Consider the following 19,617-nt stretch of genomic DNA (forward strand, 5'->3'; position numbering starts at 1 on the left):
AGTCCGAAGGAGCCGTTCCGGGAGTGGCCTGCGCGGTTCTTCTAAGAGTGACTAAGTGACATCTAGGTACAAAGCCTATCTATAAAGAATCTCTAAACCGGGAGTGTGTCGATGTGAGAGAGAATACCAACGAGCAATATGGATTAACGCAAGCCCAGCGACGAATATGGTTCATGGAAATTATGAATCCGGGAACGTCCATCACGATGCTTTCCGCGACCTACCAGATTACGGGCGAGATCAACACACAGCTTCTGGAGCAAGCGGCGGCAGAGATCGTCAAAACCTATGACGTTTTCCGAATCCGCATTAGCGGGGATTTGCAAAATCCAACGCAGTGGTTCGAAGAGCCGGAGAATGTCCAAGCTAGGATAAGCCGCCTCGAAATAGGCACAACCGAACAATTCTATGCTTGGGTGAAAGAAGTAAGCGAAAAACCGGCCAGCGTGTTCGACGAACACCTCCACCAATTTACGATTATCCATTTTGCGAACGGCCAAGTATGGCTCAATTTGACGGTAAATCATATTATCGCCGACGGCTTGTCCGTCAATGCTTTGCTGCATGCGGTGATGGAAAAATACCTGGAACTGCGCAAAGGCACCTACAGCAGTTACCAGGCCCCTTCCTATCTGGATTATATTTCTGCGGAGCGTGAATATGAGCAATCGCAGCGTTATCAAAAAGGCAAGGAATACTGGCTGACGAAGTACAACACTTTGCCTGAAACGACTGGCATTAAATCGTATCCGCCATTCTCGATCGGCAGCGAATCCAATAAACTGGCCATCACTTTGGACGGTTCCCGGTATGAACGCATTCTGGCCTTCAGCGAACAATATCAGGTCAGCTTATATACGTTATTTCTGTCCGCTATGTATGTCTTATTGTACAAGCTGACCGACAGCACCGATGTTCCGGTCGGCACGGTTTTCGCCAATCGCACCAGCAAGAAGGAAAAAGAAACGATCGGCATGTTCGTCAGCACCGTGGCTACGCGGATTCGTCTGAATCCAGACAAGCACGTGCTTTCCTTGATCCAAACGGTTTCCAAGGAAAATACGGCGGATCTGCGGTATCAGAAATACCCTTATAACCAATTGATCCAGGATTTACGCGAACAACACGGCCGCAACGATCTTTCGGGGCTGTTCCGTACGTCTCTGGAATATCTGCCTTTGAAAATCGTGGAGTACGAAGAAATCAAGGTACGCCTGGAGGCTCACTTCGCTAGGCACGAGATGGACGATTTGCTGCTGCGCTTCGACCATATGTTGAATGAAGGCCATGTAATTCTCCATGCTTCCTATCGTACCGGCCTGTTCGAGACGGCCGAGATTGATCGGATTATGGAACAGTATGTAACCGTTCTGGACCAGTTTCTTCAGACTCCCGAACTGCCGGTACGCGAGATTTCTCTGCTGAGTGATGAGGAGAGACACCGCATTCTCAACGTTTTTAACCCGCCGGTGGCAGGGCTTAGTGAGGGAGAAGCGTTTCATCGGTATGTTGAAAAGTTTGCCCGGGAAATTCCAGATCATCCGGCAGTCGTCTACATGGACAAACAGCTGACCTACGGCGAATTGAACGAACGCGCTGAGCGGCTGGCTTCTCTCCTTCGCGAACAGGGCGTGGGAAGGGAGACGATTACGGGGATCTGGGCAGAGCGTTCGGTGGAACTGCTGGTCGGGGTGCTCGCCGTTTGGAAAGCCGGCGGAGCCTATGTACCGCTGGACCCCGATTATCCGGCGGAGCGGATTGAGTACATGCTCAGCGATAGCGATGCATCGGTGCTGCTTACGCAGCGTCATCTGTTGGAGCGGGCCAGAGGTTGGTTGGCCGATGACCGGCTGAAGCTTCAAGCTGTCTATGCCATGGACGATGAACAGATTTATAACGGGGATGCCTTAGCCGTGGAATTTGAATCTGCCGGCAGCGCCCCGCAAGACTTGGCTTATGTGATTTACACCTCGGGTACGACGGGACGCCCGAAAGGCGTCATGATCGAGCACGGTAGTCTCGTGAATACGGCGGATGCGTACCGTCGCGAGTACCGGTTGGATCAGTTTCCGGTGCGGCTGCTGCAGCTGGCCAGCTTCTCGTTTGACGTGTTCGTCGGAGACATCGCGCGGACGCTGTATAACGGAGGCACGATGGTGATTGTGCCGAAGGATGACCGGATTGATCCGAACCTCTTATACGGTTGGATTCGGGACCAAAACATTACGGTATTCGAATCGACGCCTGCGCTCATCCTGCCGTTCATGCAGCATATTTATGAAGAAGGGCTGGACGTTAGCTCCATGCAGTTGCTGATTACCAGCTCGGATGCTTGCAGTGTCACCGATTACCGATTGCTGCAGGAAAGATTCGGCGGACAATTCCGCATCATCAACAGCTATGGCGTTACCGAAGCGGCCATTGACAGCAGCTTTTACAGTGAGCCGTTGGATAAGCTGCCGCCGTCGGGTCATGTGCCGATCGGCAAAGCTTGGCTGAACGCCCGGTTTTACATTGTCGATGCCGCATTAAAGCCGGTTCCTGTAGGGGTTCCGGGCGAGCTTGTCATCGGCGGCGCCGGGGTGGCGCGCGGGTACTGGAACCGTCCGGACCTAACCGCCGAGAAGTTTGTGGACAGCCCGTTTGTGCTGGGCGAACGTCTGTACCGGACAGGCGATTTGGCCCGCTGGCTGGAAGACGGCAACGTCGACTTCATCGGCCGGATCGACTATCAGGTGAAAATTCGCGGGTTCCGGATCGAACTCGGCGAAATTGAAACGGCCCTGCTTCGTTTCCCGGGCGTCAAGCAGGCTGTGGTGACCGACCGTACGGATGAGCAGGGGCAAAAGTATTTGTGCGGCTACGTGGCGGCGGATGCTTCCTTACAGCTGAGCGATCTGTTGTCCCAATTGAAGCAAGAGCTGCCGGCCCATATGGTCCCGGCCCGGCTGGTATCTCTTGATAAGCTTCCGCTCACGCCGAACGGCAAAATTGACCGTAAAGCGCTACCTGAACCGACCGGGGAGGTAGAAGCAGGCCGTGAGTATGTAGCTCCTCGCACAACGCTTGAAACAAGACTTGCTCTCATTTGGCAGCAGGTGCTGGGTATTGCGCGAGTTGGAGTCCAAGACGATTTCTTTGACTTGGGTGGTCATTCCTTGCGGGCCTCCACGCTGGTTTCAAAGATTCGGAAAGAGCTGCAAGTCGAGGTTCCGCTGCGGGAAGTTTTCCGCTACACCACGATCGAACAGCTGGCCCAAAGAATCGGCGGTTTAAGGCAGCAGGAGACGTATGAGATTACAAAGGCGGCTGAGGCCGAGTACTATCCGGTTTCATCCGAGCAAAAGCGTCTGTACGTCCTGCGCCAGCTTGACGGGGCCGAGCGCAGCTACAATATGTCGGCGGCGCTTCTTCTCGAAGGCAAGCTGGACCGCACGCGCGTCGAACACGCGTTCATGGCGCTGATTCAGCGCCATGAGACGCTGCGTACCGGGATCGAGCAGGTTCAAGGCGAGCTTGTCCAGCGCATCTATGATGAGGTGGAGTTTGCTGTCGATTATTTCCAGGCGAGCGAGCGGGAAGTGGAGCAAGTGGTGGAAGCTTACTATCACCCGTTTGATCTGACCAAGCCGCCACTTCTCCGCATCGGCCTGATCGAAGTCGCCGAGGATCGCCACATTCTGCTGTTCGATATGCACCATATCGTCTCGGACGGCATTTCGACAGCGCTGCTCTTTGACGAGTTCAGCCGCCTGTATCGGGGCGAGGAGCTGGCCCCGATACGCATTCAATACAAAGATTATGCCGTTTGGCAGCATTCCGAAGCTTACGGGCAGATGCTCCAGCCGCAGAAGGAGTACTGGCTGGAACAGCTGTCGGGCGAGCTGCCGGTCTTGGAGCTGCCGACGGACTTCCCGCGGCCTGCAGTACAAAGCTTTGACGGCCGGACCGTGAAGTTTTATATCGGGAAAGAGCGGACGGAGAAGCTGAAAGAGCTGGCGGCACGGACGGGAACGACCCTGTACATGGTGCTGCTGTCAGCTTACTCCATCCTTATGCATAAATATTCGGGTCAGGAAGATCTGATTGTCGGAACGCCGATTGCCGGAAGAACGCAGGAAGAAGTGCAGCCGATCGTGGGGATGTTTGTCAACACGCTAGCCATTCGCAGCCGTCCGGAGCGTTCCAAGCCGTACCTTTCGTACCTGGAAGAAATCAAGGACATCACGCTCGGGGCTTTCGAACACCCAAATTATTTGTTCGAAGACTTGGTGGAAAGTCTTCACATTCCACGCGCGACCGGCCGGAATCCGCTCTTTGATACATTCTTCGCCCTGCAAAACACGGAAAACGAGCAAATTGTCATCGAGGGGCTGGAGCAATCGTTTTATCCGCTGGAAAACCGAACATCCAAGTTCGAGCTGCTCCTGGACATTTCGGAGCTGGACGGTCAGCTCGAATGCCGGTTGGATTACGCTACGGCTTTGTATAAACAGGAGACCGCGGAGCGGTTCGCCAGACATTATGACAAGCTGCTGGAAACCATCGCAGCAGCGCCGGACGGGGATATTGCCTCGCTGGAAATGCTCACAGAGGAGGAAATCCGCGAGCTGGTGGGCGGTTTCAACGATTCGGAGGCGGACTACCCGCGGCAGCAGACGATTCACGGCTTGTTCGAAGAACAGGCGGAGCTTTACCCGGACAACGTGGCTGCCGTCATGAACGAGCGGCAGCTGACCTACCGCGAGCTGAACGAGCGATCCAACCGCCTTGCGCGGAAGCTGCGGGAGACGGGAGTAGAAGCAGACCAGTTGGTAGCGATTCTGGCCGAACGCTCGCTCGATATGGTTGTCGGCATTCTGGCGATTCTCAAAGCGGGCGGTGCATACGTGCCTGTCGATCCCGACTACCCGGAGGAGCGCATTCGCTTCATGATCGAGGATTCGGGCGCGCCGTTATTGCTGATTCAAAAGCATCTGCACGAGAAGACCGACTTCGCAGGAACGCGCCTCGAATTGGATGATTTCGTTTGGGGCGACAGAGGGGCGGACTCCGAAGGTGCACTGGACGCTTCGAACCTGGAGCCGATTTCCGGGCCGGGCAATCTGGCCTATGTCATCTACACGTCGGGAACGACCGGCAGACCGAAAGGAACGCTGATCGAGCATAAGAACGTCGTGCGGCTCCTGTTCAATGACAAGAACCTGTTCGACTTCGGGCCGTCCGACACGTGGACGCTGTTCCACTCGTTCTGCTTCGATTTCTCCGTCTGGGAAATGTACGGAGCACTGCTGTACGGAGGCAAGCTGGTCATCGTACCGCCGCTCATAGCAAAAAGTCCAGCCGATTTCCTGGAGCTGCTGGGCCACGAACAGGTTACCATTTTGAACCAGACGCCAACGTACTTCTACCAGCTGCTGCGTGAGGTCTTGGCGGACCATCCGTACGATCTGCGGATTCGCAACGTCATCTTCGGGGGTGAAGCGCTGAGTCCGCTGCTGCTCAAGGGCTTCAAGACGAAGTACCCGGAGACAAAGCTGATCAATATGTACGGCATTACCGAGACGACGGTTCACGTGACGTATAAGGAAATCACGTGGGTCGAAATGGAGGCGGCGAAGAGCAATATCGGCAAGCCGATCCCGACGCTGAGGGTGTACGTCCTTGATGAAAACCGCCGCCCTGTGCCGATTGGCGTAGCGGGCGAAATGTACGTGGCCGGGGAAGGCCTTGCGAGAGGATACCTGAACCGTCCGGATCTGACGGCGGAGAAGTTCGTCGATTCCCCGTTTGCGGAGGGGGAGAAGCTGTACCGCTCGGGCGACTTGGCAGCTTGGCTGCCGGACGGCAACATCGAATACCTAGGCCGGATCGATCATCAGGTGAAAATCCGCGGGTACCGGATCGAGTTGGACGAAATCGAGACGCAGCTTCTGAACGTCGAGGGCGTGGAAGAAGCGGTGGTGCTCGCCCGTCAGGACGGCGGGGGAGAGAAGGCGCTTGTCGCCTACTTTGTGGCGGACCGGACGCTGACGGTCAGTGAAATGAGAACCTCGCTGGCCCAGGGAATGCCGGGATACATGATCCCTTCGTACTTCGTGCAGTTGGAGCGCATGCCGCTGACGACCAACGGCAAAGTGGACCGCAAAGCGCTGCCGGAGCCGCAAGGTGGCTTACAAACGGGCGTCGAATACGTAGCGCCGCGTAACCGGACGGAGTCCCAGCTTGTGAAGATCTGGGAGGAAGTGCTGGGCTACTCCGGCATTGGAGTCTTGGATAATTTCTTCGAGCTCGGCGGCCACTCCTTGCGGGCGACGAACCTTGTCAGCAAGATTCGGAAGGAAATGAACGTCGAACTTCCGTTGCGCGATGTGTTCCGCTGTATGACGGTAGAGTCGATGGCCGGGGCTATTGCCAGCTTGGAAGAAACGCGGCACAGCTCGATTCCGAAAGCGGAAGAGAAAGCGTACTATCCGGTTTCCTCCGCGCAAAAAAGGCTGTACGTCCTGCACCAGCTGGATGGCTCGGAGCTGAATTACAACCTCCCAAGCGCCTTGCAATTGGAAGGGGCTTTGAACGAGGCCAAAGTGGAAAAGGCGCTGACTACTTTGGTGGCCCGGCACGATATGCTGCGCACCGGTTTTGAAATCGTGAATGGGGAGCCGGTTCAGCGTATTCATCCGCTCGTAGCTTTCAAAGTCGAGAAGCTTCAAGCAAGCGAAGATCAGGTTGCGGCCATTCTTGAAGGCTTCATTCAGCCTTTTGACTTGACCCAGCCGCCTTTGCTGCGCGCCCTGCTGATCGAACTGGAGAAAGAGAAATTTCTGCTCGCGCTGGATATTCATCATATTGGTTCCGACGGCCTTTCCATGGACGTGCTGCTGCGCGAATTCGTGCGGCTTTACAATGGGGAGGAATTGCCGGAGCTGCGGATTCAATACAAGGATTACGCCGTTTGGCAGCAATCCGAGGAGCAGTGCCAGCGCATCAAACGGCAGGAGGAATACTGGCGTGGGGTATTCAGCTCCGAGCTTCCGGTTCTTGAGCTGCCTCTCGACTTCTCCCGCCCGGCCGTTCAGCAGTTTGACGGTCAAACGCTCACGTTTACGCTGGATGCGGAGAAAAGCGAAGCTCTGAAACGGCTTGCCGGCGATTCGGGAGCGACGCTCTACATGCTTCTGCTGGCTGCGTACTCCGTATTGCTTCATAAATACGCGGGACAGGAAGATATAGTGGTCGGCACTCCGATTGCCGCCCGTTCTCACGCCGACCTGCAGCCGATTATCGGCATGTTCGTCAATACGCTGGCCCTTCGCTTTGGTCCGGCGGCGGAGCGGACGTTCCTGGATTACTTGCAGGAAGTGAAGGAAACGACGCTTGGAGCTTACGAGCACCAGGACTATCCGTTCGAGGAGCTGGTGGAAGCTCTTCAGGTGAGCCGGGATTTAAGCCGGAATCCTCTGTTTGACACCATGTTTTCTTTGCAAAAGCACGAAAGCTTGGATTTAACCCTGGAAGGCTTGCAATGGTCGCTGTTCGACATCGAGGAAAAGACGGCAAAGTTTGATCTTAGCCTTGATATCGTGGAAGCCGATAACAAGCTGGTTTGCAAGATCGAGTACGCTACCTCGTTGTTTAGACAGGAAACGATGGTACGGCTGGCGGGTCATTACGAGCAGCTTTTGGCGTCGATCCTGGCTCAGCCGGGAGCGCGGATTTCGGATTTGGATATCTTGACGGACAGCGAAAAGCATGATTTGCTGGTCGGGTTTGACGTGTCGTCTTCGGCTTTTGCGAAGCAACCCGCCGCAGAGGGTACAGGTTTGGAAGCGGATGAGTCGTGGAGAGAGAGAACGTTCCACGAGCTGTTCGAGGAGCAGGCGGAGCGCACTCCGGGAGCGCTGGCGGTTGTCTACGAAGACAGCAAGCTGACGTATGCGGAGCTGAACGCCAAAGCGAATCGTCTGGCGTATGCACTGCGGGAGCGCGGGGTGAAGCCGGAGCAGGTGGTCGGCATTCTGGCCGGCCGTTCGGCGGAGCTGTTGATCGGGGTGCTCGCCGTATGGAAAGCGGGTGGCGCTTATGTGCCGCTCGACCCGGACTATCCGGCGGAGCGGATCGAGTATATGCTCGCGGACAGCGGGGCGTCGGTGCTGCTCACGCAGACCCGCCTGCTGGAGCAGGCGGAAGCTTGGCGCAGCGACGGAGCTCTAGTGCTGCAAACGGTGCTTGCGCTTGACGACGCCGCGACGTACAGCCTCGGAGCGGCGGAAGCGGCTGTGGGCGTACAAGCTTTGGGCGAAGCAGGCGCAGAGGCGGAGGCTTTGGCGCAAGCGGAAACGGCTGCTGCCGAAAAGTCCGCCACGGCAGAAGCCGAGAAGAACGTACTAGCGGCGGATCTCGCATCGAATCCGGCGAATGTGAACAAGCCGCGCGATTTGGCTTACGTCATCTACACCTCCGGTACGACGGGCAAGCCGAAGGGCGTGATGATCGAGCACCGCAGCCTGGTGAACACGGCGGCGGGCTACCGGCGGGAATACCGCCTGGATCAGTTCCCGATCCGGCTGCTGCAGCTCGCAAGCTTCTCGTTCGACGTGTTCGTCGGCGACATTGCGCGGACGCTGTACAACGGGGGCACCATGGTCATCGTGTCGAAGGACGACCGGATTGATCCAACCCGCCTCTACGGCTGGATTCGCGACTACGCCGTGACGGTGTTCGAATCGACTCCGGCGCTGATCGTGCCGTTCATGGAGCATGTGCATGCCGAGGGTCTGGACCTCAGCTCGATGAAGCTGCTGATCACAAGCTCGGATGCGTGCAGCGTAGCGGATTACCGCACCTTGCAGGAGCGCTTCGGCTCGCAGTTCCGTATTATTAACAGCTACGGCGTAACGGAAGCGACGATTGACTCCAGCTTCTATGACGAGCCGCTAAAGAAGCTGCCGAAGACGGGTAGCGTGCCGATCGGCAAAGCGTGGCTGAACGCCAAGTTCTACATCGTGGATGCGAATCTGAAGCCGGTGCCGATCGGGGTGTTGGGCGAGCTGGTTATCGGCGGAGCGGGTGTGGCCCGCGGTTACTTGAACCGCCCGGATTTGACGGCGGAGAAATTCGTAGACAGCCCGTTCGCCGCTGGGGAGCGGCTGTACCGGACGGGCGACCTGGCGCGCTGGATGCCGGACGGCAACGTGGACTTCATCGGCCGGATCGACAACCAGGTGAAAATTCGCGGCTATCGGATCGAGCTTGGTGAAATTGAAGCGGCCATGAAAAATTTTGCCGGCGTGCGTCAAGCGCTTGTCATCGACCGGACGGACGAGCGGGGGCAGAAATATTTGTGCGGGTATGTCGTAGCGGATTCCAGCTTCGATCTGGAAGGGCTTGTGGCCCATCTGGACGCCGCGCTGCCTTCCCATATGGTGCCTTCGCGCATCATGCGCATGGATCAAATGCCGCTTACGCCGAACGGGAAGATCGACCGTAAAGCGCTGCCTGTACCGGAAGGAAGCATTCGTGCCGAGGCTGCATACACCGCGCCTCGTACTCCTGCCGAGCAGGCACTTGCGTCGGTCTGGCAGTCGGTGCTGGGCGTGGATCAGGTCGGCACGATGGACAATTTCTTTGCGCTCGGCGGCGATTCGATCAAGGCCTTGCAGGTATCGTCCCGTCTTTTGCAAACGGGGTACAAGCTGGTCATGAAAGATTTGTTCCATTACCCGACGATTACTGCCCTTAGTTTGCACCTGCAAACGGCGGAGAGAACGGCAAACCAGGCCGAAGTGACGGGAGAGGTCATCTTGACCCCGATTCAGCGCTGGTTCTTTGAACAAAATCCGGCTGACGTGCATCACAGCAACCAGGCGTTCATGCAGTTCTCCAAGCAAGGCTTTGACGAAGAAGCTTTACGCCAAGCGGTGCGTCAGCTTGTTGTGCATCACGATGCTCTCCGTACGGTTTACCGCCAAACCGAGAACGGCTATACCGCATGGAACCGCGGCGCCGGGGAGAACGAAGCGCTGTTCGATCTGGAAGTTGTCGATTTCAAGGGAGTCGGCGACGTGAAAGAAGCGGTAGAGGCTAAGGCAAATGACATTCAAGCGAGCATCGATCTGGAAAACGGTCCGCTGGTGAAGCTCGGCTTGTTCCGCTGCGACGACGGCGACCACCTGCTCATCGCGATCCATCACTTGGTCGTAGACGGCGTATCCTGGCGGATTCTGCTTGAGGATTTTGCTGCCGGCTATGAGCAGGCGTTGCAAGGGCAGCCGATCCGTCTGCCGCTCAAAACGGATTCATTCCAAACGTGGGCGAAACAGCTCGCTGATTATGCGAACGGTCCGGCGATGGAAAGCGAGAGAGAGTATTGGCAGCATATCGAGCAATTGACCTATGAGCCGCTTCCGAAAGATTTTGAACAAGGCAGATCCAAGCTGAAGGACAGCGGGCTCGTGACCGTTTGCTGGACGGCGGAGGAAACCGAACAGCTGCTGAAGCAGGCGCACCGTGCTTACCATACGGAAATGAACGATTTGCTGCTTGCCGCGCTTGGCCTCGCGGTACAAGCTTGGAGCGGCCGGGAACGCGTGCTGGTGAATCTCGAAGGCCACGGCCGGGAAGATATTTTGCCGGATGTGGACATTACGCGCACGGTTGGCTGGTTTACAAGTCAATTCCCTGTCGTTCTGGAGCCGGGTCACGCCCAGGCGCTCGGTCATCAGGTGAAACAGGTTAAAGAAAGCTTGCGCCGCATTCCGAACAAAGGAATCGGCTACGGCATCCTGCGTTATTTGTCGGTGCCGCGTGATGGCGAGCGCTTTGCTTTGGAGCCGGAGATCAGTTTTAACTATCTGGGTCAGTTCGACCAGGACTACGAAAGCAACGGCTCGCAGCCGTCTTTGTTCAGCCCGGGCTCCGATTCAAGCCCGAATGCAGTGATGGATTATGTCCTCGATATCAACGGTATGGTGTCGGAAGGAGTGCTGGAACTCACGATCCGTTATGGGGAAACCCAGTATAAACGGGAAACGGTAGAGCGCCTAGGCACCCTGCTTCAATCGAGCTTGCGTGAAGTCATCAGTCATTGCGTCTCGAAAGAGCGGCCGGAGCTTACACCTAGCGACGTACTGCTTCAAGATGTGACGGTGGAGGAACTGGAGCGGCTGGCCGAACATACGGCGGCGCTCGGCGAACTGGAGAATGTATACACCCTGACTCCGCTGCAAAAAGGGATGTTGTTCCACAGCCTGCTGGATGCCGATTCGGAAGCTTACTTCGAACAGGTGACCTTCGATCTATACGGAAGCCTGAATGTCGAAGCCTTCACCCAAGGATTGGATACGCTGGTGCAGCGGAATGAGGCGCTGCGGACCAACTTTATTACCGGCTGGAGAGACGAGCCGATTCAAGTGGTATTCCGCGAGCGGAAGTGTGAAGTGTACTTCGAAGATATTCGCTCGGTAAGCGATGAAGACCCGGCGAAGACGATAGCCGATTTCGTCAGCGCGGATAAAGCGAACAAGTTCGATTTGGCCCGAGGCTCTCTTATGCGCGTGACAGTTTTGCGCACGGGCGACGAGTCCTACCATGTGATCTGGAGTCACCATCACATTTTGATGGACGGCTGGTGCATGTCCTTCATGATCAAGGAAGTGTTCGACACCTACTTCGCGTTCCAGGAGAAGCGGACGCTGGAGCTTCCTCCGGCTACCTCGTACTCCCGGTATATCGAATGGCTGGAAGCTCAAGATGCCGCGGAAGCTTCGCGTTACTGGTCCGAGTATTTGGCGGGTTACGATCAGCAGACCAAGCTGCCCCAGGAGAAAACGCAGCTGAAGCAGGGCGCTTTTGAAGCGGCTGAAATCGATGTGGAACTCAGCAAGGAACTGACCGGGCAAATCGAGCGGGTGGCGCGCCAGCAGCAGGTGACGCTCAATACGTTCATGCAGACCGTTTGGGGGCTGGTTCTGCAGGTATACAACAACAGCGAGGATGTCGTATTCGGCTCCGTCGTATCCGGGCGTCCGGCGGAAATTCCGGGCATCGAAAGCATGATCGGCCTGTTTATTAATACGATCCCGGTCCGTATTCAAGGCAAAGCCGAGGAGACGGTAGCCGATATCTTGAGAAAAACCCAGGATCAAGCGCTGGCATCGGGAGCTTACGAAACGTTCCCGTTATTCGAAATTCAGTCGCTGAGCGAGCAAAAGCGCGACTTGATCAACCATATCATGGTCTTTGAAAATTATCCGATGGAAGAACAGATTGAGCAGGTCGTCGGCGGAGACCAAGAAGCGCTGAAAATCGCTAATATCCAGTCGCCGGAGCAAACGAACTACGACCTGGACATTACCGTCATTCCAGAAGAGCATATTTTGCTGCGGTTTACGTACAATGCGCTGACGTTCAGAGAGGAAGACATCAGGCTGATCCACGGTCATTTTGCCCGGGTACTGGAGAAGGTTGCGGCTAACCCGAACATCCGCGTGAATCAGTTGGAGCTTTTGACGGCGGCGGAAAAAGAGCAAATTCTCGGCGCGTTTAACCCGGCGCAGCCGGAAGCGGCTCCGGCGGCCGCGTTCCACCGGCTGTTCGAGGAACAGGCGGAGTGCACGCCGGAAACGGCAGCTGTCGTGTACGAGAATGACCGGCTGACGTATGCGGAGCTGAACGAGCGGGCGAACCGCTTGGCGGCCACGCTGCGCGCAAGCGGCATCGGCCGGGAGACGATCGTCGGCATTCTCGCCGAGCGTTCGGTGGACTTGCTGGTGGCCGTGCTGGCCGTCTGGAAAGCGGGCGGGGCGTATGTGCCGCTGGACCCGGATTATCCGGCGGAGCGCGTGCGGTTCATGCTCGAAGACAGCGGAGCGAAGGTACTGCTGACGCAAACGGCGCTGCGAGAGCGTGCCGAAGACTGGCTCGGCGAAGAGGAGCTGGCGCTGGCGGCGGTGCTGTACCTGGACGACGAAGCGTCGTACAGCGAGGAGCGGGCGAATGCGCCGATTGGCTCGGGCATGGTCTCCGGCAAGCTGACGGATGCTGTGGACGACGGCGATGAGAGCCATCAGCATGTTGGCACCGACAGCTTCCATGAAGCCCGTCCAGAGGACCTGGCGTACGTGATCTATACGTCGGGAACGACGGGCAAGCCGAAGGGCGTGATGATCGAGCACCGCAGCCTGGTGAACACGGCGGCGGGCTACCGGCGGGAATACCGGTTGGATCAGTTCCCGGTGCGGCTGCTGCAGCTTGCAAGCTTCTCGTTCGACGTGTTCGTGGGAGATATCGCGCGGACGCTGTACAACGGAGGCACGATGGTGGTTGTGCCGAAGGACGACCGGATCGATCCGTCTCGTCTGCACCACTGGATTGAGCGGGAGCAGGTCACCATCTTCGAATCGACGCCGGCGCTGATCGTGCCGTTCCTGGAGTACGTGCACGAGCAGGGGCTGGATATGAGTCGGTTGGAGCTGTTGATCACGAGCTCGGACAGCTGCAGCGTGGCGGATTACCGGACCTTGCAGGAACGCTTCGGCTCGTTGTTCCGGATCATCAACGCATACGGCGTGACGGAAGCGGCGATCGACTCCAGCTTCTACGACGAGGAGCTGGCGAAGCTGCCGCAGACAGGCCATGTGCCGATCGGCAAAGCGTGGCTGAATGCGAAATTCTACATCGTGGATGCGCACCTGAACCCGGTGCCGGTTGGGGTGCTGGGCGAGCTGGTCATCGGCGGAGTCGGAGTGGCGCGCGGGTACTTGAACCGTCCGGAGCTGACGGAAGAGAAGTTCGTAGACAGCCCGTTCGCCGCGGGCGAGCGGTTGTACCGCACGGGAGACTTGGCGCGGTGGATGGAAGACGGGAACGTGGACTTCATCGGCCGGATCGACAACCAGGCGAAAATCCGGGGGTACCGGATCGAGACGGGCGAAGTCGAGGCGAAGCTGCTGAGTGTAGGTGGCGTGAAGGAAGCGGTCGTCGTCGTCAGGGAAGATCAAGAAGGTCAGAAAGCTTTGTGCGCTTATTATACAGCGGAAGAAGGCTTAACGGCGTTGGACCTGAAGCGGGCGATTGCCAGCGAGCTACCGGGGTACATGATCCCGTCGTACTTCGTGGAGATGGAGCGCCTGCCTCTGACGCCGAACGGAAAGATCGACCGGAAGGCGCTGCCGGCACTGGAAGGGGGAGCAGGCGGAAGCCGCGAATACGTGGCGCCGCGCACCGAACTGGAGGCGAAGCTGGCCGCCATTTGGCAGGATGTGCTTGTTCGGGAGAAGGCGGTAGGCGTAACGGACAACTTCTTCGACCTCGGCGGACACTCCCTGCGGGCGACGACGCTGGTCAGCAAAATGCATAAGGAGCTAGGCGTTGAATTCCCGCTTCGCGACGTATTCCGCTACTCGACGGTTGAGGAAATGGCCGCGGCTATGGAACGGCTGGAGATCGGCTCGTTCACGGCTATTCCGGCTGCGGAACCTAGCGAGTATTATCCGCTCTCTTCCGCTCAGAAACGTCTCTATATCTTGAACCAGCTGGAAGGAGCCGAGCTGAGCTACAACATACCGGGAGCTATGCTGCTCGAAGGGGAGCTCGACCGGCAGCGGTTTGAAGAAGCGTTCCGTGGGCTCGTAGCTCGTCATGAAACGCTGCGTACCGGCTTTGAGATGGTAAAAGGCGAAGCGGTTCAGCGAATTTACGAAGAAGCCGCCTTCCAGGTGGAATATGTGCAGATCAGCGGGGAGCAGGCGGAAGAAACGGTGCGCCAATTCGTTCGTCCGTTTGATCTAGCGAAGCCGCCACTTTTGCGGGTAGGCCTTGCCGAACTGGCGCCGGACCGGCACATTCTAATGTTCGATACGCATCATATCGTATCCGACGGCGTTTCGATTGACGTACTGATCGAAGAGTTCGTCCGCTTGTACAGCGGGGAACAGTTGGAGCCGCTCCGCATTCAATACAAAGATTATGCGGTATGGCAGCAATCGGACGAGCAGAAAGCTCAGCTTGCCAAGCAGGAAGCCTACTGGCTCGACATGTTCCGCGGAGAGCTGCCGGTTTTGGAATTGCCGACGGACTATCCGCGCCCGTCTATGCAGAGCTACGAGGGCCGCACGCTGCAATTGTTTATGGATAGCGAGAAAAGCGAGGGTCTGAAACGGCTTGCAGCCGAGAACGGCGCAACGCTTTACATGGTTCTGCTTGCTGGTTATACAATATTATTGCATAAGTATACAGGGCAAGAAGACGTGGTGGTCGGTACGCCGATTGCGGGAAGAAATCACAGCGACGTTCAGCCGCTGATCGGGATGTTCGTCAATACTCTGGCCATCCGCAGTTATCCGGCTGCCGGTAAAACGTTCCTTGACTACTTGAAGGAAATCAAGGAGACGACGCTGGGCGCTTTTGAACATCAGAATTATCCGTTTGAGGAACTGGTGGATAAAGTGAACGTAGCTCGCGATTTAAGCCGCAATCCGCTGTTCGATACGATGTTTGCTTTGCAGAATACAGAGAATTTGGAAATCCAGCTTCCCGGACTCCATTTGTCGACGTATGCCAGCGAAGAAATTGTTTCTAAATTCGATCTCAGCTTGGACGTCACGGAGATCGAGGAAGGCTTGGAATATCTGTTTGAATATGCTACTGCTCTTTATAAAACCGAAACGGTGGAGAAATTGGCCGCTCACTACTTGCAGCTGCTTGAATCCATTCTCCGCAACCCGTCGGCGACTATTGCCGAGCTGGGCATTTTGACACCGGCGGAAAAAGAGCAGATTCTCGGCGCGTTTAACCCGGCGCAGCCGGAAGCGGCTCCTGTGGCCGCGTTCCACCGGCTGTTTGAGGAACAGGCGGAGCGCACGCCGGAAGAGGCGGCCGTCGTGTACGAGAACGACCGGCTGACGTATGCGGAGCTGAACGAGTGGGCGAACCGCTTGGCGGCTACGCTGCGCGCAAGCGGCATCGGCCGGGAGACGATCGTCGGCATTCTCGCCGAGCGTTCGGTGGACTTGCTGGTGGCCGTGCTGGCCGTCTGGAAAGCGGGCGGGGCGTATGTGCCGCTCGACCCGGATTATCCGGCGGAGCGCGTGCGGTTCATGCTCGAAGACAGCGGAGCGAAGGTACTGCTGACGCAAACGGCGCTGCGAGAGCGTGCTGAAGCCTGGCTTGACGAAGAGGAGCTGGCGTTGGCCACGGTGCTGTACCTGGATGACGAAGCGTCGTACAGCGAGGAGCGGACGAATGCGCCGATTGGCTCGGGCATGGTCTCCGGCAAGCTGACGGATGCTGTGGACGACGGCGATGAGAGCCATCAGCATGTCGGCACCGACAGCTTCCATGAAGCCCGTTCAGAGGACCTGGCGTACGTGATCTATACGTCGGGAACGACGGGCAAGCCGAAGGGCGTGATGATCGAGCACCGCAGCCTGGTGAACACGGCGGCGGGCTACCGGCGGGAATACCGGTTGGATCAGTTCCCGGTGCGGCTGCTGCAGCTCGCAAGCTTCTCGTTTGACGTGTTCGTGGGAGATATCGCGCGGACGCTGTATAACGGTGGCACGATGGTGATTGTGCCGAAGGACGACCGAATCGATCCGTCTCGTCTGCACTACTGGATTGAGCGGGAGCGGGTCACCATCTTCGAATCGACGCCAGCGCTGATCGTTCCGTTCCTGGAGTACGTGCACGAGCAGCAACTGGATATGAGCTGGATGGAGCTGTTGATCACGAGCTCGGACAGCTGCAGCGTGGCGGATTACCGGACCTTGCAGGAACGCTTCGGCTCGTTGTTCCGGATCATCAACGCATACGGTGTGACGGAAGCGGCAATCGACTCAAGTTTCTACGACGAGGAGCTGACGAAGCTGCCGCAGACAGGCCATGTGCCGATCGGCAAAGCGTGGCTGAATGCGAAATTCTACATCGTGGATGCGCACCTGAATCCGGTGCCGGTCGGGGTGCTGGGCGAGCTGGTTATCGGCGGAGTCGGGGTAGCTCGCGGGTACTTGAACCGTCCGGAGCTGACAGAAGAGAAGTTCGTAGACAGCCCGTTCGCCGCGGGCGAGCGGCTGTACCGCACGGGAGACTTGGCGCGGTGGATGGAGGACGGGAACGTGGACTTCATCGGCCGGATCGACAACCAGGCGAAAATCCGGGGGTACCGGATCGAGACGGGCGAAGTCGAGGCGAAGCTGCTGAGTGTAGGTGGCGTGAAGGAAGCGGTCGTCGTCGTCAGGGAAGATCAAGAAGGTCAGAAAGCTTTGTGCGCTTATTATACAGCGGAAGAAGGCTTGACGGCGTTGGACCTGAAGCGGGCGATTGCCAGCGAGCTGCCGGGGTACATGATCCCGTCGTACTTCGTGGAGATGGAGCGCCTGCCTCTGACGCCGAACGGAAAGATCGACCGGAAGGCGCTGCCGGCGCCGGAAGGGGGAGCAAGCGCAGGCCGCGAATATGTGGCGCCGCGCACCGAACTGGAGGCGAAACTGGTCGCCATCTGGCAGGACGTGCTCGGGTCGGTCACGATTGGCGTGACGGACAACTTCTTCGACCTCGGCGGGCACTCCCTGCGGGCGACGACGCTGGTCAGCAAGGTGCACAAGGAGCTGAGCGTGAACCTGCCGCTGCGCGATGTGTTCCGGCACTCGACCATCGAAGCGATGGCCGAAGCGATCAGCCAATTGGAGCGGCAGGAACACCTCTCTATTCCGGTTCTGGATAAGAGGGATTACTATCCGCTTTCCTCCGTGCAAAAACGGCTGTACATTCAGCAGCAGATGGAAGGCGCCGAGCTTAGCTACAACATGTCCGGCATGACGGTTCTCGTCGGGCGCTTGGAACGGAATCAATTCGAGGCGGCGCTCAAAGGATTGATAGCTCGTCACGAAATTTTGCGAACCGGCTTCGAAATGGTCGACGGCGAACCGGTACAACGGATTTATCCGGACTTGAAGTTTGCCGTCGAGTATACGAAAGCGACGGAAAGTGAAACGAAGAGCATCGTAGATGGCTTTGTGCGCGTCTTTGATTTGGAGCGGCCGCCGCTGCTACGTGTGGGCTTAGTCGAATGGGAAGCGGAACGGCATCTGCTCATGCTGGACATTCATCATATCGTCACGGATGGCATGTCGATGGGCATCTTCGTCGAAGAGCTGCTGCGCCTGTATAACGGCGAGACTCTGGAACCGCTTCGGATTCAATACAAGGAATTCGCCGCTTGGCAGCAGTCCGAACCTGTAAAAGAGCGGCTGAAACGTCAGGAAGCCTACTGGCTGGACGTGCTGGAAGGCGAACTGCCGACGCTTGAACTGCCTACGGACTTTTTCAGACCTGCCGCTCGCAGCTTTGAGGGAGATGTGCTGCCTTTCAGCATCGACAAGCAGATGACCGACAGCTTGCAGCGCATCGCCGATGAGAACGGTGCCACCCTTTATATGGTGTTATTGGCGGCCTATTCAATCCTGCTCAGCAAGTACTCGGGACAAGAAGACTTCATTGTAGGCACGCCGGCTTCGGGCCGCACACATGCCGACCTGGAGCCGCTCATCGGAATGTTTGTCAACACTTTGGCGATTCGCCATTATCCGTCCGGGGAGAAGACGTTCCTCGCTTACTTGAACGAAGTCAAAGAAACGATGCTGGGGGCCTACGACCACCAGGATTATCCGTTCGAGGAGCTTGTGAAAAAGCTGCAGGCGCCGCGAGATCAAAGCCGTAATCCTGTATTCGATGTCATGTTTGTTCTGGAAACCAAGGAAGATAACGTTCAAAGCTTCGGGGATATCAAGATCGAATCTTATCCGGAAACTCATACGGTTTCCCAATTTGATCTTACCTTGGTCATTTCGTTGCTGGATGAGGGAATGAACGGGCAGTTTGAATATGCAACCAAGTTGTTTACGCGCAATCTGATCGACAATTTCGCTCAGGACCTGCTCGTGATCATCACCCAAATTTGCGAACAGCCTTCGGTGCTGTTGAAGGATATTTCCCTGAACGGGCAATCCGAACAGGAGCAAGATGTGCTAGAGGCCATTGATATTATTTTCTAATCCCTTACCCGGTTTGGGTGTATGCCGTATTTCTCTCGGTACACATCCTGCCGGGTGTTTTTTTCCAAATGAAAGGGGAAATCCACCACAGGAATCTCAACAGAAATCGTAGTTTACCTTTGGCATACTAAGAATCAAACCATTTAAACAGAGATAATTCCACCATAGAATCCGAATACCCGAAAAACGAAAAAAAGTAATTGCCGATCGTTGCAGACGAGTTTAATCTTTTGACTATGACATCAGAAGAACAACAAAAGGCACACGAAGACTACAGGAAGAAATACAGATTTCTAAAACGTGCGCCGCGAATAGTTATCCTTATAAAAGGTGTATAATCAGGAAAATTATTGCTAATTGTTGCGTATCACATCTTTCGTTACTTATAAATACACTTGTCTCAAATATCTCGAACGAGAGCCAATTGTCAGTTTATTATGACAATTTAATTGAGAGAGTAAAAAAATTTAAGGAAGATCAGAACAAAGAGTTTATCGGTTTAATGGTGGATATAATTGATTCACTTAAGGACTATGTTCACAAGGGTCAACTTAATGGGAAAAAG

Annotated in this window: 1 protein-coding gene; it reads left to right on the plus strand. The window is 56.4% G+C overall.

All coding sequences use genetic code 11. The annotated features are described in order from the left end of the window. Positions 1–113: 113 nt before the first annotated feature. Positions 114–19,052 (plus strand): non-ribosomal peptide synthetase, encoded by an 18,939-nt coding sequence (locus OIU26_RS18190; RefSeq protein ID WP_264217589.1) that lies wholly within the window; start codon positions 114–116, stop codon positions 19,050–19,052. Positions 19,053–19,617: the final 565 nt, after the last annotated feature.

Source organism: Paenibacillus sp. BT-177, from assembly GCF_025846815.2.
Classification (GTDB): Bacteria; Bacillota; Bacilli; order Paenibacillales; family Paenibacillaceae; genus Paenibacillus; species Paenibacillus polymyxa_C.